Annotated in this window: 18 protein-coding genes and 5 tRNA genes; 5 read left to right on the top strand and 18 right to left on the bottom strand. The window is 55.0% G+C overall.

Annotation, left to right across the window (positions count from 1 at the left end; genetic code table 11):
- Positions 1 to 118 precede the first annotated feature (118 nt).
- Positions 119 to 1780, top strand: coding sequence for a 2-isopropylmalate synthase (leuA, locus tag ACREYP_RS04090; protein WP_336819532.1), 1662 nt, complete (start codon positions 119 to 121; stop codon positions 1778 to 1780).
- On the opposite strand, the gene ACREYP_RS04085 is transcribed toward leuA, so the two are convergent.
- From ACREYP_RS04085 to ACREYP_RS04000, 18 genes are all read right to left on the bottom strand, one after another.
- Positions 1777 to 2541 carry an AraC family transcriptional regulator gene (locus tag ACREYP_RS04085; protein ID WP_336819468.1) on the bottom strand — a complete coding sequence of 255 codons (765 nt, stop codon included), beginning with the start codon at positions 2539 to 2541 and terminating at the stop codon, positions 1777 to 1779. The two genes, leuA and ACREYP_RS04085, sit on opposite strands and share 4 nt — an antisense overlap.
- Positions 2542 to 2630: 89 nt before the next feature.
- Positions 2631 to 3146: an S-ribosylhomocysteine lyase gene (gene luxS / locus ACREYP_RS04080; RefSeq protein ID WP_008458247.1), complete on the bottom strand. Its 516-nt coding sequence runs from the start codon at positions 3144 to 3146 to the stop codon at positions 2631 to 2633.
- Positions 3147 to 3302: 156 nt separating this feature from the next.
- A complete protein-coding gene (gene gshA, locus ACREYP_RS04075; RefSeq protein ID WP_008458250.1) occupies positions 3303 to 4859 on the bottom strand; it encodes a glutamate--cysteine ligase in 1557 nt (518 codons plus the stop codon).
- A gap of 76 nt (positions 4860 to 4935) precedes the next feature.
- Entirely contained in the window at positions 4936 to 5364 is a 429-nt protein-coding gene (locus ACREYP_RS04070; protein ID WP_008458252.1) for a YqaA family protein, read from the bottom strand.
- Entirely contained in the window at positions 5361 to 5927 is a 567-nt protein-coding gene (yqaB, locus tag ACREYP_RS04065; protein ID WP_039297558.1) for a fructose-1-phosphate/6-phosphogluconate phosphatase, read from the bottom strand. The genes ACREYP_RS04070 and yqaB overlap by 4 nt, the downstream gene beginning before the upstream one ends.
- A 354-nt stretch (positions 5928 to 6281) precedes the next feature.
- A tRNA-Arg gene (locus ACREYP_RS04060) sits at positions 6282 to 6358 on the bottom strand.
- A gap of 198 nt (positions 6359 to 6556) precedes the next feature.
- Positions 6557 to 6633: transfer RNA gene (locus tag ACREYP_RS04055), tRNA-Arg, on the bottom strand.
- Between the two features lie 200 nt (positions 6634 to 6833).
- Positions 6834 to 6910, bottom strand: a tRNA-Arg gene (locus ACREYP_RS04050).
- 66 nt (positions 6911 to 6976) lie between these two features.
- Positions 6977 to 7053 (bottom strand) — tRNA-Arg (locus ACREYP_RS04045).
- A gap of 4 nt (positions 7054 to 7057) precedes the next feature.
- Positions 7058 to 7150 (bottom strand) — tRNA-Ser (locus tag ACREYP_RS04040).
- Between the two features lie 302 nt (positions 7151 to 7452).
- On the bottom strand, positions 7453 to 7638 hold the full coding sequence (csrA, locus tag ACREYP_RS04035; RefSeq protein WP_008458257.1) for a carbon storage regulator CsrA: 186 nt from the start codon (positions 7636 to 7638) through the stop codon (positions 7453 to 7455).
- Between the two features lie 244 nt (positions 7639 to 7882).
- On the bottom strand, positions 7883 to 10510 hold the full coding sequence (gene alaS, locus ACREYP_RS04030; protein ID WP_008458259.1) for an alanine--tRNA ligase: 2628 nt from the start codon (positions 10508 to 10510) through the stop codon (positions 7883 to 7885).
- 139 nt (positions 10511 to 10649) lie between these two features.
- On the bottom strand, positions 10650 to 11165 hold the full coding sequence (locus tag ACREYP_RS04025; protein WP_336819606.1) for a regulatory protein RecX: 516 nt from the start codon (positions 11163 to 11165) through the stop codon (positions 10650 to 10652).
- 74 nt (positions 11166 to 11239) lie between these two features.
- Positions 11240 to 12304 carry a recombinase RecA gene (recA, locus tag ACREYP_RS04020; RefSeq protein WP_008458263.1) on the bottom strand — a complete coding sequence of 355 codons (1065 nt, stop codon included), beginning with the start codon at positions 12302 to 12304 and terminating at the stop codon, positions 11240 to 11242.
- Positions 12305 to 12389: 85 nt separating this feature from the next.
- A complete protein-coding gene (gene pncC, locus ACREYP_RS04015) occupies positions 12390 to 12899 on the bottom strand; it encodes a nicotinamide-nucleotide amidase (protein ID WP_336819604.1) in 510 nt (169 codons plus the stop codon).
- 131 nt (positions 12900 to 13030) lie between these two features.
- The gene (locus ACREYP_RS04010) at positions 13031 to 13909 is read right to left on the bottom strand and encodes a metal ABC transporter substrate-binding protein (RefSeq protein WP_336819602.1); all 879 of its coding nucleotides are present in this window, start codon (positions 13907 to 13909) and stop codon (positions 13031 to 13033) included.
- Positions 13906 to 14790: a metal ABC transporter permease gene (locus ACREYP_RS04005; protein WP_008458268.1), complete on the bottom strand. Its 885-nt coding sequence runs from the start codon at positions 14788 to 14790 to the stop codon at positions 13906 to 13908. Before ACREYP_RS04005 ends, ACREYP_RS04010 begins: the two co-directional genes overlap by 4 nt.
- Entirely contained in the window at positions 14787 to 15482 is a 696-nt protein-coding gene (locus tag ACREYP_RS04000) for a metal ABC transporter ATP-binding protein (protein WP_336819600.1), read from the bottom strand. The genes ACREYP_RS04005 and ACREYP_RS04000 overlap by 4 nt, the downstream gene beginning before the upstream one ends.
- 401 nt (positions 15483 to 15883) lie before the next feature.
- Here ACREYP_RS04000 and srlA point away from each other — a divergent pair, with 401 nt between their 5' ends.
- The 4 genes from srlA to srlD are packed head-to-tail and all read left to right on the top strand — an operon-like array spanning position 15884 to position 18593.
- Positions 15884 to 16432, top strand: a complete 549-nt coding sequence (srlA, locus tag ACREYP_RS03995) for a PTS glucitol/sorbitol transporter subunit IIC (RefSeq protein WP_008458272.1) — start codon at positions 15884 to 15886, stop codon at positions 16430 to 16432.
- Between the two features lie 9 nt (positions 16433 to 16441).
- Entirely contained in the window at positions 16442 to 17410 is a 969-nt protein-coding gene (gene srlE, locus ACREYP_RS03990) for a PTS glucitol/sorbitol transporter subunit IIB (protein WP_336819598.1), read from the top strand.
- Positions 17411 to 17421: 11 nt separating this feature from the next.
- Positions 17422 to 17784: a PTS glucitol/sorbitol transporter subunit IIA gene (srlB, locus tag ACREYP_RS03985; protein ID WP_008458277.1), complete on the top strand. Its 363-nt coding sequence runs from the start codon at positions 17422 to 17424 to the stop codon at positions 17782 to 17784.
- Positions 17785 to 17813: 29 nt separating this feature from the next.
- Positions 17814 to 18593, top strand: a complete 780-nt coding sequence (gene srlD / locus ACREYP_RS03980) for a sorbitol-6-phosphate dehydrogenase (RefSeq protein ID WP_336819596.1) — start codon at positions 17814 to 17816, stop codon at positions 18591 to 18593.
- The last annotated feature ends 9 nt before the right edge of the window (positions 18594 to 18602 follow it).

Below are 18602 nucleotides of genomic sequence, written 5' to 3'. Positions count from 1 at the left end.
GGGCTCCTTTTTCTTTGCCTCAACCTGGCGGTTTCGCCACACAGGTTGTCAGCTTTGCGCCAGCCCCTGCCCAGATTATTCGCCAGGATAAACAGACCACATGACCTGGAGAATCCTGATGCTGACCAACCCATCGCAAAAATACCTCGCCCATGCGCCGATTCAGTTACCCGACCGACAGTGGCCGGATAGAACCCTGACGCACGCTCCTCGCTGGCTTTCCACTGACCTGCGCGACGGCAATCAGGCGCTGGCCGAGCCGATGGACGCGGCCCGCAAGCTGCGCTTCTGGGATTTACTGCTGAAGTGCGGCTTCAAAGAGATCGAGGTCGCCTTCCCTGCCGCCTCAGAAACCGACTTCCAGTTTGTGCGTCAGCTGATTGAAGAAAATCGTATTCCTGAAGATGTCACCATTCAGGTGCTGACCCAGGCGCGCAGCGACCTGATTGAACGCACCTTTGCATCCCTGGCAGGCGTACACAGCGCCACGGTGCATCTGTACAACGCCACCGCCCCACTGTTCCGCAGGCTGGTCTTCCGCCAGAGTAAAGAAGAGATCGTTCAGTTGGCGGTCACCGCCACGCGCCAGGTGCGAGCGCTGTGTGAGGCTAACCCGCAGACGCGCTGGCGCTATGAATATTCCCCGGAAACCTTTTGCTTCACCGAACCGGATTTTGCTCTGCAAATTTGTGAAGCGGTGGCGGATGTCTGGGAACCATCTCCCGATCGACCAATGATTATCAATTTGCCCGCCACCGTGGAGGTGAACACGCCCAACGTCTATGCCGACCAGATTGAGTATTTCTGCCGCCATTTCTCCCGCCGGGATGCGGTGTGCATCAGCGTACATCCACATAACGATCGCGGCAGCGGCGTGGCCAGCGCCGAACTCGCGATCCTCGCCGGTGCGGATCGGGTGGAAGGCTGCCTGTTTGGCAACGGCGAGCGTACCGGGAACGTCTGTCTGGTCACGCTGGCGATGAACCTTTATAGCCAGGGGATTTCGCCGCAGCTGGATTTCAGCGATATGAAGCAGGTGGTGGAACTGGTTGAACAATGCAATCAGTTACCGGTGCACCCTCGCCATCCTTACGCCGGGAAGCTCGCTTTTACCGCTTTTTCCGGGTCGCATCAGGATGCCATTAAGAAAGGTTTTACCGCGCGGGGCGAGTCCAGCTCAGCGCGGTGGGAAATGCCCTATCTGCCCGTTGATCCGAACGATATTGGCTGCAGCTACGAAGCCGTGATCCGCGTCAACAGCCAGTCCGGGAAAAGCGGTGCCGCGTGGATGCTGGAGCAAAACCACGGCCTGGTGCTGCCGCGCGGTTTACAGCAGGACTTTAGTCGCCACGTCCAGGCGCAAACCGACAGGGAGGGGAACGAGATGACGCTGAGCGCCCTGTGGCAGCTGTTCCGCACACTTTACGGCCCGCATCAAACCGCCCCGCGTCAGTTGCTGGATTACCGGACGGAGAGCCAGGCCGATGGTTCACTCCGGCTGTGGGCCCACGTTCAGACGCACGGCGGCGTTATCGCTCTGCAGGGCAAAGGCAACGGTTTACTTTCCGCCGCAGCCGATGCCCTCAAATCTCGTTTTAACCTGGTATTTTCTATTGAGGATTATCATGAGCATACGCTCGGCAGGCACAGCGAAAGCCGCTCGGCCGCTTATATCCGCTGCACCTTCAGGGAAGGCATGAGCCGCTGGGGAACCGGCATTGATAATGATGTCTCGCGCGCGTCGCTCCAGGCGCTGTTAAACGCGCTGCCCGAGGGTTAATCAGAGAAGAAATATTCGCTCGGTGAAACGCCGAGCGTTCGCCGAAACATAGCGCTGAAGGCGCTGTGGCTTTCATACCCCAGATCCAGCGCAACGCGCAGCACGGACTGCCCCTGGGCAAGGCGCTCAAGCGCCGCCATCAGCCTTGCCCTGCGCAGCCATTCGCTAAACGCCAGACCCGTTTGCTGACGAAAATGGCGCAGCAAGGTTCTCTCACTGACGTTAAGCCGTTCAGCGGCCAGCGCGTTTGTCCAGGGCTGACCGGGTTCCGCCTGAATCTGGCGACACAGCGCCAGTAGCCCCGGTGACTGCGGCTCGGGAAGATTAAACGGCAGCGCGGCGGTGCCCCGAATCTCATCGAGGATAAGCTCGTAAATTCGCTCTGCCCGACTTCCCGCCGGGTAAGCTTCCGGTAACTGGAGCGAGCAGATAATCAGCTCGCGCAGTAAAGCGGATATCTGCACGACCTGGCAAACCGACGGTAAGTCAGCCCGGGCAAACGGATCAATAAACAATGTGCGCGCCGCTACGTGGCCGATGATTTGCAGGCGGTGCTGAGTGCCAACGGGTAACCAGACGCCGCGCCCCGGCGGAACCACCCAAATCCCCTGCCCGGTTTCGACGCGCACAACGCCGCTCAGCGTATGCAGCAGCTGGGCGCAGTCGTGACTGTGCCAGGGCTCCGAGGCACCATGGCTGTAATCATGGGCAAAAGGAACCAGCGGCCGCGTGGCAAAACTGAATTTCAGGCTGGTGGACATAGTTCGTTTCGTGAGCAAAAAGATGACGATAGCATACCGCAGGCGTAAAAAAAGGAGCCATATGGCTCCTTTTTACTGTGTGCACAAAACTAGATGTGCAGTTCCTGCAGCTTCTCTTTCGGCAGAGCCAGCTCATCATTGCTGTTGACGCTGACGCCATGCTCAATGATGTGGCGCGCGATATCCTGCGCTTCCTGCAGAGAGTGCATCTGATAAGTCCCGCACTGGTAAACGTTCAGCTCTGGGATCTGGTTTTGCTCTTTCACTTTCAGCACGTCCTGCATCGCCGCTTTCCAGGCATCCGCCACGCGCTGCTCTGCCGGGACACCGATCAGGCTCATGTAGAACCCTGTGCGGCAGCCCATTGGGGAGATGTCGATGATCTCTACCCCGTTCCCGTTCAGGTGGTCACGCATAAAACCGGCGAACAGGTGCTCCAGAGTATGGATCCCTTTTTCCGGCATCACTTCCTTGTTTGGGACACAAAAGCGCAGGTCAAACACCGTAATGGTGTCACCGTGTGGCGTGTGCATAGTTTTGGCTACACGGACTGCAGGCGCACCCATACGAGTATGGTCGACTGTGAAGCTATCCAACAACGGCATCTGGTCACCTCCGATAAAATGATTTTTTTTAAAAATAATTGAAACTATTTTTACGCACGCGAGTCTGAGTATATGAAAGACGCGCATTTGTTATCATCATCCCTGTTATTCAGAGATGAATATTTGGCCACAAGTATGTGGCCATTTTCTTTTCTGTCAGGCATTCTTTTCCAGCCAGCTATCGAACGACTCCGTATCCGCCGCCTCAATATCCCGCTGACGCTGCCATGAAGCATCATGCTCTTTCTGCAGGGCATCCGCGGTTAAAATCTCCAACGGCTCCTGAATCAGCATCTGACGGTATTGTTCCGCCAGCGCAAGGCCGGTGCCACCAATCCCGTTATCAATCATAGAACGTAAAATACGTGCTGAATACGTTAATTCTGGATCGTCAAAGCTGGCAACCAGTTGGTCACAAACTTGCTGGTATTCCTGGCTGTCGGTCATGCCGTCCAGCGTTTCCGCCACGCGGCGTAAATCGGTGAACAGATCTTTGCCTACTTTTGACAGCGGGTGCTGAGCCGTTTCACAGCCAATACCAAGGGTAAGCCCAGGTTTGCGCCCTTCCAGAATCACTCGGTTCCAGTTGGTGCGGGTGCACAGCAGCTCGTCGCTGCTCATCTCCGGCGCATCCGCCAGTACGCACCAAATCATAAACAGGTCGAGGAAGCGAACCTGCTGCTCATCCACGCCGATTGGCGAGAACGGGTTGATATCCAGCGAACGCACTTCGATATACTCGATGCCGCCGCGCAGCAGCGCATCCGACGGCGATTCTCCGTCACGCGTCACGCGCTTTGGACGAATCGGCGCATAGAGTTCGTTTTCAATTTGCAGCACGTTGGTGTTGAGCTGCAGGTGCTTGCCGTCCTTCATCAAACCAATCTGAGCGTACTCTTCCGACGGGGTTTTAATCGCCCGCTTCAGCGCATCGACATAGGTGTTCAGATCGTTGAAGGTAATGCCCAGATTGCTCTGCGACTTGTTGGTGTAACCCAGATCGCTCAGGCGTAATGACGTGGCATACGGCAGGTAATACATGCCGCATTCGGTTTTCTCAAACGGCAACGCGCTCTCTTTGCCCTGCAGGAATGAAGAGCAAATAGCCGGAGAAGCACCGAACAAATAAGGGATAACCCAACCAAAGCGGTAATAGTTGCGGATCAGGCGGAAATAACCAGCAGAAATGGCCTCTTTGCCACTTTCTGCGTCCTGTACGCCGCATTTTGCCTGCCAGAAAGCCATCGGCAGGGAGAAATTGTAATGCACGCCGGAGATGGTCTGCATCAGCGCGCCATAACGATTTTTCAGCCCTTCGCGGTACAGCGTTTTAAAGCGCCCCGCATTAGAAGAACCGTACTGGGCCAGCTCGATGTTCTGACCGTCGTCGATGTAACACGGCATACTTAGCGGCCACATACGTTCCTCGCCCAGTTCACGCGCCGTGTGGCGATGAATGTCACGCAGGAAGGTCAGCATATGGTCAATGTCACCATCAACCGGGGTAATAAATTCCAGGAGGGCTTCGGCGAAGTCCGTGGTAATCCATTTATGTGTAAACGCTGAGCCAAGGCTTTCAGGATGCCCGGTGGTGGCTAAATCGCCTTCTGGCGTCACGCGCAGCGTTTCACGCTCAAGACCACGGCAAATGCCTTTTACTGCTTCAGGGTGTTTTTCCAGCCAGGCCAAAGCCTGTGATACGTCCGGGATCAAATTGACCTCCCGCCTGTCGAATTTATTTTAATAAGCATAATTGTTTTCGCCGGTGATGAAGACTCATCCCACGCAATTAGTGCCACCACGCCATGCCTTGTACCGTTGCAGCCGCGACAACGATGTAGCGTAGCGCTTTGCCAAGGCATAAAAAGAATATCACCGGCCCCCAGCTCAGGCGTAACCACCCGGCCAGCAGGCATAACAGATCGCCTATCAGCGGCATCCAGCTCAGTAACAACGTCGCTGGGCCAAAACGAGTCAACCAGTCGGTCGCTTTCCCCTGCCAGCGCGATTGTATACGCTGCGGGAAAAAGCGCCCCAGAATAACGTTAGTCATACCGCCAAGGCTATTACCGATTGTTGCTATTATCACAAGAACCGATACCGGGCCGCTACCGGCAACCAGAAGCGCCACAAGTACCGCTTCTGAGCTCCCCGGCAGCAGCGTCGCGCTCAGGAAACTGCTGGTGAACAGTGAAAGGAGCGATAGCGTGTCGCTCACAGTAGGCGCACGTCCACAACATCCATTCCCGCGCTACGCGCCGCCTGAAGACCAAAATCAGCATCTTCAAATACCACACATTTTTCCGGCGCCACGCCCATCAGTTCGGCGCAGCGTAAGAAGGTATCAGGTGCTGGCTTATGGTGTTTAACATGATCTGCTGCCACGACCGCCGCAAAATACTGACGTAAACCAAGATGCTTAAGCAGCGCTTCTGCAATATCGCTTTCGCTACCTGTGCCGACCGACATCGGACGGCGGCCATGCCAGGCTTTCACCACTTCAATCAGCGGCAGCGGACGCACGGTATCAAGCAGCATGGCTCGAACGGCAACAGTTTTTTCAGCCGCCAGACTGTGGGGATCGAGATCGGCATTGTGGCTTTCGATAATTGCAGCAGCAATTTTCCAGCTTGGCGCGCCATTCAGGGCAACCATCGCCTGCTCGTCGAAGCTCATGCCATAGCGGCCAAGGGTTTCGTGCCAGGCTTTACGGTGAGTCGGCTCCGTATCAAGGATCGTGCCGTCCATATCAAAGATTAAACCGTCATAGCGATCGTACATCTCACCCTCACTTCACTGAATGTCGAGGCGGTACTTTAGCGTAAATGGCTGAAATTGTCGCTGTCTGCGGGTAGAGGCGATATTGCGAATAAGGAGTATGAAAAGCTGAACGGTATGTTTGTAACAGGGGAATTTAAATGAAGTTTGAAGGGGTGAGTCGTGCTGGTGAGAAAGTAACTTTCTCTTTCACACCGTCATCGCTAATGATGAGGAAGAAAATGGTGCATCCGGGAGGATGACTCACCGAAGGCTCGCCCTAAAGGGCCGTTGCTGAAGCAACGTTATCCTCCCTGGAGTTGGCGGAGAAAGTAACTTTCTCTTTCACACCGTCATCGCTAATGATGAGGAAGAATATGGTGCATCCGGGAGGATTCGAACCTCCGACCGCTCGGTTCGTAGCCGAGTACTCTATCCAGCTGAGCTACGGATGCATCGGGATTACTGCTTTTACTGCTGATTCAGTGTCGCTCATCATGCCGCAACACTGATGAAGATGGTGCATCCGGGAGGATGACTCACCGAAGGCTCGCCCTAAAGGGCCGTTGCTGAAGCAACGTTATCTTCCCTGGTGCTGGCGGAGAAAGTAACTTTCTCTGTCACACCGTCATCGCTAATGATGAGGAAGAATATGGTGCATCCGGGAGGATTCGAACCTCCGACCGCTCGGTTCGTAGCCGAGTACTCTATCCAGCTGAGCTACGGATGCATCGGGATTACTGCTTTTACTGCTGACTCAGCACTACCTACACTCTCAGGCAATACCGGAGAAAATGGTGCATCCGGGAGGATGACTCACCGAAGGCTCGCCCTAAAGGGCCGTTGCTGAAGCAACGTTATCCTCCCTGGTGCTTGCGGAGAAAGTAACTTTCTCTTTCACACCGTCATCGCTAATGATGAGGAAGAATATGGTGCATCCGGGAGGATTCGAACCTCCGACCGCTCGGTTCGTAGCCGAGTACTCTATCCAGCTGAGCTACGGATGCATCGGGATTACTGCTTTTACTGCTGACTCAGTACTACCTACACTCTCAGGCAATACCGGAGAAGAATGGTGCATCCGGGAGGATTCGAACCTCCGACCGCTCGGTTCGTAGCCGAGTACTCTATCCAGCTGAGCTACGGATGCAAAATGGCGGTGAGGCGGGGATTCGAACCCCGGATGCAGCTTTTGACCGCATACTCCCTTAGCAGGGGAGCGCCTTCAGCCTCTCGGCCACCTCACCACACGCCTCTTTCGAGTGCTTCGAGTTACTCGTAAGAGCTTCTCGTCGCTGCGTGGCGCACATATTACTTTCTGGGACTTATAAGTCAAACAATTTTTCCCTACTCGCTATCGATTGCACAAATCACGCTCGATTAGCGTAATTTGGAGACAAAAAGAGTGTTTTATCAACAGGCAAACGGCAATACGCGCGCAGAAACGGCACGCTGATAAGCGAAGCAAAAATGACGTTAACGGGAGAGAAAGGAAACAGCAGGCAGAAGAGGTGCGCCTCGCTGTAGATTTCAGCGAGGCGCGATATTTTTAGAAATTCGTTTGCTGGGATTTTTCAGCCTGGATACGTTGGTAGATTTCTTCGCGGTGTACAGAGACTTCCTTCGGGGCGTTAACACCGATACGGACCTGGTTGCCTTTTACCCCAAGCACAGTCACGGTCACCTCATCCCCAATCATAAGGGTCTCACCAACTCGACGAGTCAGAATTAACATTCTTTGCTCCTTGAAAGATTAAAAGAGTCGGGTCTCTGTATCCCGGCATTATCCATCATATAACGCGAAATCGTAACGAATGACAAATAGATAACACGCACTCTGTCATAGCATTACACTCTGTTATATCTAAGTTTAGCCGATATACACAACTTCAACCTGACTTTATCATTATTGATAGTGTGTAAATGGTAGTACGCCATAACTGAGAACAGTTATGGCGCAATTACACTTTTAGTTATTTTCAGAGTTTTGCCGTAACCCAGGCCTCAACGCCGGCCAGTGCGCCCGGCAATGCCGCTGCGTCTGTACCACCCGCCTGAGCCATATCAGGACGACCGCCCCCTTTGCCGCCTACCTGCTGTGCAACCATCCCCACCAGTTCCCCCGCTTTCACGCGGTCGGTCACCTCTTTGGAGACACCAGCAATCAGAGACACTTTCCCTTCTGCCACGGTGGCCAGAACAATTACGGCGGAGCCGAGCTGATTTTTCAGGTCATCGACCATGGTGCGCAACATCTTAGGCTCGACGTTGCTCAGCTCGCTTACCAGTAATTTAACGCCTTTTACTTCAACCGCTTTGCTGGAGAGGTTTGCGCTCTCCTGCGAAGCCTGCTGTTCTTTCAACTGCTGCAGCTCTTTTTCCAGCTGGCGGGTACGTTCCAGCACCGAACGGACTTTCTCGTTCAGGTTCTGGCTGTCGCCTTTCAGCAGTTGAGCGATGTCGTGCAGCTGGTCGCTTTGCGCATGGAGATTGGCCAGTGCGCCTTCGCCAGTCACGGCTTCAATACGACGCACCCCAGCCGCCGTACCGGACTCCGCAACAATGCGGAACAGACCGATGTCGCCCGTACGGGATGCGTGAGTACCGCCACACAGCTCGGTGGAGAAGTCCCCCATGCTCAGCACACGCACGTGGTCATCATATTTCTCGCCAAACAGCGCCATTGCGCCCTTCGCTTTCGCTGCTTCGAGATCCATTACGTTGGTCTCAACAGGCAGGTTACGGCGAATCTGCGCGTTAACGATATCTTCTACGGCGCGGATTTCAGCCGGCTTCATCGCTTCAAAATGAGAGAAGTCGAAGCGCAGGCCTTTGTCGTTTACCAAGGAGCCTTTCTGAGCAACATGGGTACCAAGTACCTGACGCAGCGCGGCATGCAGAAGGTGCGTTGCGGAGTGGTTCAGACGAATACGAGCGCGACGAGCTTCATCAACTTTCGCTTCCACGCTGTCGCCGACTTTCAGCACGCCGGAAACCAGCTTGCCCAGGTGGCCGATGGCCTGGCCGTATTTCTGAGTATCGCCAACCGCGAAATCAACGCCGTTACCTTTGACGGTACCTTTGTCGCCAACCTGGCCGCCGGACTCACCATAGAATGGCGTCTCGTTCAGCACCACGACAGCATCCTGACCAGCAGTAATCTGGTCAACGGATTTGCCGTCAACGAACAGCGCGGTCACTTTCGCGTTCAGGTCGAGGCTGTCATAGCCTTTAAATTCAGACGCAGAATCCACGCGGATCATGCTGTTGTAGTCTGCGCCAAAACCGCTGGACTCGCGCGCGCGACGACGCTGCTCTTCCATTGCGGCTTCAAAGCCGGCTTCGTCAACTTTGATGTTGCGCTCGCGGCACACGTCAGCCGTCAGGTCCACAGGGAATCCGTAGGTGTCATACAGGCGGAAAGCGGTTTCGCCATCCAGCGTGTCGCCCTTCAGCTTCGCCAGTTCGTCATCCAGCAGTGCGAGACCACGCTCCAGCGTGCGGGCAAACTGCTCTTCTTCGGTTTTCAGAACCTGCTCAACCAGCGCCTGCTGTTTGGCCAGCTCTTCGCCTGCGGAACCCATGACTTCGACTAGCGGGCCAACCAGCTTATAGAAGAAGGTGTCTTTCGCACCCAGCATGTTGCCGTGGCGAATAGCGCGACGAATGATGCGACGCAGAACGTAACCGCGGTTTTCGTTAGAAGGCGTTACGCCATCCGCGATCAGGAATGCACATGAACGAATGTGGTCCGCAATAACGCGCAGGGATTTGTTCGACAGATCGGTCGCGCCGGTCACTTCGGCAACGGACTGAATCAGCTTTTTGAACAGGTCGATATCGTAGTTGGAATTAACGTGCTGCAGAACAGCTGCAATACGCTCCAGACCCATACCGGTATCTACAGAAGGTTTTGGCAGAGGCAGCATCGTGCCGTCGATCTGACGGTTGAACTGCATGAACACGATGTTCCAGATCTCAATGTAGCGATCGCCATCTTCTTCAGGACTTCCCGGAGGGCCGCCCCAGATGTGATCGCCATGATCGTAGAAAATCTCGGTGCAAGGACCGCAAGGGCCAGTGTCACCCATCTGCCAGAAGTTATCGGATGCGAAGGCTGCGCCTTTATTATCGCCAATGCGAATAATGCGCTCCCGCGGCACACCCACTTCCTTTTCCCAGATCTCATAGGCTTCGTCATCGGTTTCGTAGACGGTCACCCACAGGCGTTCTTTCGGCAGCGCAAACCAGTTTTCGCCGGTCAGCAGTTCCCAGGCAAAGTTAATCGCATCGTGTTTGAAATAGTCGCCAAAGCTGAAGTTACCCAGCATCTCGAAGAAGGTATGGTGACGCGCGGTGTAACCGACGTTTTCCAGATCGTTGTGCTTGCCGCCTGCGCGGACGCAACGCTGAGACGTTGTAGCGCGGGAATAGTTACGTTTGTCGAGGCCCAGGAAAACATCCTTGAACTGGTTCATCCCGGCATTGGTAAACAGCAAAGTCGGATCGTTGTTCGGGACCAGGGAGCTGCTCGCTACAACCTGGTGGCCTTTACTATGGAAAAAATCGAGAAACGCCTGACGGATCTCAGCGGTGCTCTTGCTCATAATTATCCTGGAATCAAGCTAACGAAGAGTTGTAAAGCTGCCATGACGGCCGTAACGCAGACGGCTCAGGCCAGCTTACCTGGAAAAAAGTGGGAATAAGATAAGTTTTCTGGCGAGGGAAGTAAAATCCAGTGTGGCCCTAATCAGCAAAATTTCGCCAGATCTCCTGAATGTCTTCCATAAAGAAGCCACGATAGAGAAGAAAACGCTGCACTTTAGCCTTCATCTGCCACTCTGTTGGCAGCGGCGAGCCAAACTTGCGTTCGGCCAGTTCGCGCGCCAGCGGCGGCCAGTCAATTTCACAGGCTATCATCGCGGACTCCCCAATGGCCCGTTCGATGCCCTTTTGCTTCAGTTCTTGCCGAATACGCTGCGGTCCATACCCTTTCCGACTGCGGCTGGCAATAAAACGTGACGCAAACTGCACGTCGTCCAGCCAGCGGTGTTCGTAACACCAGGCAATAACCTTATCAATGTCTTCCTGAGTGACCTCAGGTTCGTCCTCTTTAGCAAATTTTGCCGCAAAGACAGAAGGCGTTGCCAGCTTACGGCGCAGCTCATATTCGCTGTGGTCACGCATGGCAAGAATACGGGTCGCCTTATCCAGAAGGCGGGCAAAAGGGCTGCGGCGGGGAGAAGCGGTGTTGTCAGACATAGGGTCGTGTGGCAAAGATCGATATCAGGAGAGAGAAAGCACAAAGGGCCGCGTTAGCAGCCCTTTGTCTTGTTTTAGAAGTCTTCGTTAGTTTCGACCGCGTCTTCGTCGTGGTCATCAACCGTGAAGTCCGGCGTGCTGTCCTGGTTATTCAGCAGCATTTCGCGCAGTTTCTTCTCAATTTCTTCCGCCATCGGCTTGTTCTCTTTCAGGAAGTTGCTGGCGTTTGCCTTGCCCTGACCGATTTTTTCACCGTTGTAGCTGTACCATGCACCCGCTTTTTCAATCAGCTTGTGCTTCACGCCCAGGTCAACCAGCTCACCGTAGAAGTTGATGCCTTCGCCGTAGAGGATTTGGAATTCAGCCTGTTTAAATGGCGCGGCAATTTTGTTTTTCACGACCTTCACGCGGGTTTCGCTACCGACGACGTTTTCGCCATCCTTCACTGCACCGATACGACGAATGTCGAGACGGACAGACGCGTAGAATTTCAGCGCGTTACCACCGGTCGTGGTTTCCGGGTTACCGAACATCACGCCAATTTTCATACGGATCTGGTTGATGAAGATCAGCAGCGTGTTGGACTGCTTCAGGTTACCCGCCAGCTTACGCATTGCCTGGCTCATCATACGTGCCGCAAGGCCCATATGAGAGTCGCCGATTTCACCTTCGATTTCCGCTTTCGGCGTCAGCGCCGCAACGGAGTCAACGATGATGACGTCAACCGCACCAGAACGTGCCAGCGCGTCACAGATTTCCAGCGCCTGCTCACCGGTATCCGGCTGGGAACACAGCAGGTTGTCGATATCAACACCCAGCTTTTTGGCATAAACCGGGTCCAGCGCGTGCTCAGCATCGATGAACGCACAGGTTTTACCGCTTCGCTGTGCGGCCGCAATAACCTGCAGGGTCAGCGTTGTTTTACCGGAAGATTCAGGCCCGTAAATTTCTACGATACGGCCCATTGGCAGGCCGCCGGCGCCCAGCGCGATATCCAGAGAAAGTGAACCGGTAGAGATCGTTTCCACGTCCATGGAGCGGTCTTCACCCAAGCGCATGATGGAGCCTTTACCAAATTGTTTTTCAATCTGGCCCAGTGCTGCCGCTAACGCCTTCTGTTTGTTTTCGTCGATAGCCATTTCTACTCCTGTCATGCTGAGTGATGCGATAATTCGCAACCCCGCGTTCTCAATACTGTTTCGTTGAGGCAATTATACTGTACAGTCATACAGTATCAAGTTTATTTTTTAGAAAATCGTCCCACAGGCTCTGCAGGGCGAATTCCGTGGCCTGGCGGCGAACGGCATCGCGGTCGCCGTCAAAGCGCTGCACTTTTGCCAGCGTTCTGCCGTGCTTATCCGTAAACCCAAACCACACCGTACCGACCGGTTTTTCTGGCGTGCCGCCATCTGGCCCGGCGATACCACTGACAGAAACCGCATAATCCGCTTTCGCGACGGCAAGCGCTCCCTGAGCCATCTCAAGCACCACGCCTTTACTGACGGCGCCATAGGCTTCCAGCGTGGTTTCGTTCACGCCGATCAGCTGATGTTTGGCTTCATTGCTGTAGGTCACAAAGCCCCGCTCAAACCAGGCTGAGCTGCCGGCAACGTCAGTAATCACTTTCGCGATCCAGCCGCCGGTACAAGATTCTGCAGTAGTCACGGTGGCCCCAAGCTGCCCAAGGCCATTCCCTACCCGCTGGCTTAGCTCAAACAATGCGCTGTCTGTCATGCTGGCTCCGATTGTAGACATATCATTAGCCAACACGATAGCACTTTACGGACGTTGCAGGGGATTACATCGGGATACTCGGGAAGGATTCCAGAAATGGAACGGCCAGCGAAAGCTGGCCGGGAGAAAAACTACTTCATGCTGTTGGCGATGGTGTTCACGTTGTGCTTGAACGCCTTTTCGTAGGTACTTGCCGGGCCGCCAGGGCCTGAAAGCGCCTCAGGATAAAGCTCACCGCCGGGCTTAGCGCCGGTCGCGCTGGCAATTTGCTTCACCAGACGTGGGTCGGTCTGATTTTCGATGAAGTAGGTGGCGATATGTTCATCTTTCAACTGTTTAATCAGAGATGCAACGTCGCTGGCGCTGGCCTGAGCTTCGGTGGAAAAGCCCACTGGTGCCAGGAACGTGACGCCGTAAGCCTCGCCAAAGTAGCCAAATGCATCATGGCTGGTCAGTACCTTGCGTTTAGCCTGCGGCACATCCGCAAAGCGTTTTTTCGCCCAGCCGTCTAGCTGCTTCAGGCGAGCTGCATAGCTATCGCCGCTTTTACGGATAGCCGCTGCATCCTGTGGGTCGGCAGCAACCAGCGCTGCAGCGATATTTTCCGCGTAGATTGCCCCGTTTGCCGCGCTGTTCCACGCATGTGGGTCAGTGATTGATTTACCGTCTTCTTCCATGCTGCGGGTGTTAATTCCCTGGGAAGCCACGATAACTTTGCCCTTGTAGCCGGAGGCCGTCACCAGGCGATCCATCCACCCTTCCATGCCGAGCCCGCTTACAATCACCACATCCGCATTACGCAACGCGACGCTGTCTTTCGGCGAAGGTTCAAAGCTATGCGGGTCGCCATCCGGCCCCACCAGGCTGGTGACTTTGACGTGGTCGCCGCCAACCTGTTTAGCCATGTCGGCCAGCACGGTAAAACTTGCCACTACATTCAGCGTTTTCGCTGCAGCCATCTGGCTGGAGAGCGCCAGAGCCAGCGCAATACCAATCCCTAAACGTTTCATTTAACCCCCTTTATGATTGCCAATTTCCTACGCAGCAGGCTCCCTGCAAGCACGCTGCGCGGTCCGAAAAGTATTGAGATAAAGAATGCGACGCTCGCGGTAAGCACAATTGCCGGCCCGGCGGGTAACGAGGCGTAGAAAGACCACACCAGCCCTAACCAGGCACAAATCAGGCCACACACCACGGCAAGAGCGATCGAGCCCGGCAATGTCTTAGCCCAGCAGCGCGCGGCAATGGCGGGGAGCATCATCAGGCCAACGGACATTAATGTGCCGAGGATTTGGAAACCGGCCACCAGGTTAAGCACCAGCAGCGCCAAAAACGTGCCGTGTATCAGCGACGGCAGCAGCCGGTTGTTCACCTGTAAAAAGCTGCGGTCAAACGACTCCAGCACCAGGCCGCGATAAAGCAGCGCCAGCGCAATCAGCGTCACGCTTGCAATGAGCCCCACAAACTTAATAGCCTCACCATCCACGGCGAGAATTGAGCCAAATAGCAGGTGCAGCAGGTCAACGCTTGAACCGCGCAATGATATCAACGTCACGCCGAGTGCCAGCGACCCAAGGTAGAATCCGGCAAAGCTGGCATCTTCTTTTAACGGCGTCCGGGCGCTAACCCAGCCGGAAAGTAAAGCCACCAGCACGCCAGCGACAAACCCACCAATGCCCATTGCCACCAGAGACATACCGGCAACCAGATAACCCACGGCAACGCCGGGTAAAATGGCATGAGAAAGCGCGTCACCCACCAGACTCATACGACGAAGCAGAAGAAAAATGCCAAGCGGAACGGTACTCAGAGAAAGCGACAGGCAGGCCACCAGCGCGCGGCGCATAAAGCCGTAAGCCACAAACGGCTCAATAAAAAGGTGATAAATCATGCAGTTTGTACCAGGCGTGGGCGAAAGGAAGCATATTGCGCTAAGGCTTCGTCGGCGTTACCCCACTGGTAACCCTCCGGGGTGAGCAGCAAGACTTCAGGAAAATGCCGGCGTACCAGCTCGTTGTTATGCAGCACGCTGATAAGCGTCTTGCCATCCCGGTGCATCTGGCACATCAGTTCCATTAAAAATTCACTGGTCTGTGCATCCACGCCGGTGAACGGCTCATCGAGCAGGACCAGCGGTGCGTCCTGAACCAGCAGGCGAGCAAACAGCATGCGTTGAAACTGTCCCCCTGAGAGCACATCAATCGGCCGCAGGTAATGCTCACTTAATCCCACGCGCTCAATCGCTTCCGTCACGCGTTCACGGTGCTGGCGACGAAGGCCGGAAAACAGCCCGCGTCCCGGCCAGCTCCCCATACAAACCACGTCATAAACCGTGGCGGGAAATTGCCGATCCATCTCCCCTAACTGCGGCAGCCAGGCAATGCGCGGGCGCATATTGTCCTGAAACTTTACGCTGCCAGAAATGGGAGGCAGTAGCCCGGCCAGGGATTTTAACAACGTCGATTTACCGCAGCCGTTCGCCCCAATCACCGCCGTCATGCTGCCGCGCTGAAACTGGCCGCTGAGGGCCGACACAACCACGTTGCCGTAATAGCCCAGCTCGAGATTCTGCAGTTCGATCATGGCAGGATAACCGCCCAATGAATGGCGCCCCACAGGCCGAGGATCAGCAGCGCGACAAGGGCCGCGCGAAATAGCCCGGAAAGGCTAAACAGTGAAGAGGGAGCTGCAACAGACATACCGGCACCAATATTGTTTCGTTATAACATAACATAGTCTACCCAGTAGTCCTTGTAAATTACTGTTTTACACCTCGGCATAAACGAACCCTCAATCAAGCCCCCTTTTCCCTTCCGTTAATCAGAACGTCATTTTTTCACCTCTTTCACCACCCAATAATCTTTCAAACTGATAGATTTATATTTCACAATGAGATCTAAATAACATATTTACGCATTTCAAAATGATTAATATGAGCCACCACCGGGAACAACGGTGAGCAGATAACCCTACAGGAGACAGAAATGATCGACATGATTACCCACGGGGCGGAGTGGTTTATTGGCCTGTTTCAGAAAGGCGGAGAGGTCTTTACCGGTATGGTGACCGGCATTCTCCCTCTGCTGATCAGCCTGCTGGTGATAATGAACGCGCTGATTAACTTTATCGGCCAGCACCGCATTGAACGTATGGCGCAGCGCTGCGCCGGCAACCCCGTTTCGCGTTACCTCTTGCTGCCCTGCATCGGCACTTTCGTGTTCTGCAATCCGATGACGCTAAGTCTGGGACGCTTTATGCCTGAGAAGTACAAACCGAGCTATTACGCCGCCGCATCGTATAGCTGCCATTCGATGAACGGTTTGTTTCCCCACATCAACCCTGGCGAACTGTTTGTTTATCTGGGCATTGCCAGCGGGTTAACGACGCTGGGCCTGCCGCTGGCCCCGCTTGCAGTGAGCTATTTGCTGGTTGGGCTGGTTACCAACTTCTTCCGCGGCTGGATAACCGATCTCACCACCTCGATTTTCGAGAAAAAAATGGGCATTGAGCTGGAACGCCAGGTCCGCCTCTAAGGAAAAATCATGACTCAAAGCATTCGTATTGAAAAAGGCCAGGGTGGATGGGGCGGGCCGCTGATCGTCCCGGTCGATCCGAGCAAAAAGATCGTTTACATCACGGCGGGTACGCGCCCGGCAATCGTCGATAAGCTGAGTGAAATGACCGGCTGCCAGGCGGTAGACGGTTTTAAAGACGGCGAGCCGCCGGAGGCAGAAATTGCGCTGGCAATCATAGACTGCGGTGGCACGCTGCGCTGCGGGCTCTACCCTAAACGCCGCATCCCGACGATCAATATCCACGCCACCGGCAAATCAGGTCCCCTGGCGCAGTACATTGTTGAAGATATTTACGTCTCAGGCGTCCGGGAAGAAAACATTAGTTGGGCCGATGGCGAACCGCAGATCGAGCGCAAACCTGCGCCAGCGCGGGACTACGACGCCAGCAAAAAAATTACCGAACAAAGCGACGGCCTGCTGGCCAAAGTCGGTATGGGAATGGGTTCAGCCGTCGCCGTGCTGTTTCAGGCGGGGCGCGACACTATCGACACGGTTCTGAAAACGATTCTGCCTTTTATGGCCTTCGTGTCGGCGCTGATTGGCATCATTATGGCCTCCGGGCTGGGCGACTGGATTGCCCACGGCCTGGCCCCGCTGGCCAATAACCCTCTCGGTCTGATTACGCTCGCGCTGATTTGTTCCTTCCCCCTGCTCTCACCTTTCCTTGGCCCTGGGGCGGTGATTGCGCAGGTCATCGGGGTGCTGATTGGGGTGCAGATTGGCCTCGGACATATCCCTCCTCACCTGGCGCTGCCCGCGCTGTTCGCCATTAACGCCCAGGCCGCCTGCGATTTTATTCCTGTTGGCTTGTCTCTGGCGGAAGCGCGCCAGGAAACGGTGCGCGTCGGCGTGCCTTCTGTGCTGGTCGGGCGCTTTTTAACGGGCGCCCCTACCGTGCTAATTGCCTGGCTGGTGTCCGGCTTCATCTACCAATAAAGGAAAGCCCCATGCAAACCATTTACCAGACCACCATCGTCCAGATTGGAGAGTGCGCTCGCGAGGCGCTGGCAGACAACATGCTTATTACCTTTCGGGAAGGCGCCCCGGCGGATATTCAGGATTACTGCTTTATCCACTGCCACGGCGAGCTGACCGGCCAGCTAAAGCCAGGTATCCACTTTGAACTCAATGGCCAACATTACGCCGTTACCGCCGTCGGCGACGTGGCCCAGCAAAACTTGCAGGAGCTCGGGCACATCACCCTGCGCTTCGATGGTGAAGCACGGGCGGAATACCCTGGCACCGTACACGTCGCTGGCCCGCTGCCTCAGGGCATTGAACCCGGCTGCCAGCTGAAGTTTGTTGCATAAACATTGTCATTTAATCAAAGGAGTAAAACATGAATCAGGTTGCCGTTGTCATCGGTGGAGGGCAAACGCTCGGGGCGTTTCTCTGCCATGGGCTGGCCCAGGAAGGCTACAAAGTTGCCGTGGTGGATATTCAAAGTGAGAAAGCGGCCCGCGTCGCGCAGGAAATTAACGACCAGTACGGGCCGGGTTCTGCCTGGGGATTTGGCTCGGACGCCACCAGCGAGCAAAGCGTTACCGCACTGGCTCACGGCGTGGACGAGATTTTCGGCCAGGTCAATCTGCTGGTTTACAGTGCGGGCATCGCCAAAGCGGCGTTTATTGGTGATTTCGCTCTGGGGGATTTTGACCGTTCGCTGCAGGTAAACCTTGTGGGGTACTTCCTGTGCGCCAGGGAGTTCTCCCGCCTGATGATTCGCGACGGGATTAAAGGCCGCATCATCCAGATTAACTCAAAGTCCGGCAAGGTCGGCAGCAAGCACAACTCCGGCTACAGCGCGGCGAAATTCGGTGGCGTGGGGCTGACGCAGTCTCTCGCCCTCGATCTGGCGGAATACGGCATCACGGTGCATGCGCTCATGTTGGGTAACCTGCTCAAGTCGCCAATGTTCCAGTCTCTGCTGCCGCAGTACGCGGAAAAACTCGGCATTCCTGCTGACGAAGTAGAGCAATACTACATCGACAAAGTCCCCTTAAAACGCGGCTGTGACTACCAGGATGTGCTTAACACGCTCCTGTTTTACGCCAGCGATAAAGCCTCTTACTGTACCGGACAGTCGATCAACGTCACCGGCGGGCAGGTTATGTTTTAACTCTCGGGT

It is taken from the genome of Enterobacter sp. TMH.L2 (assembly GCF_050847315.1).
GTDB lineage: Bacteria > Pseudomonadota > Gammaproteobacteria > Enterobacterales > Enterobacteriaceae > Cedecea.
Note: the sequence above shows the minus strand (reverse complement) of the source record. Positions and strands in the feature narration are given on the sequence as shown.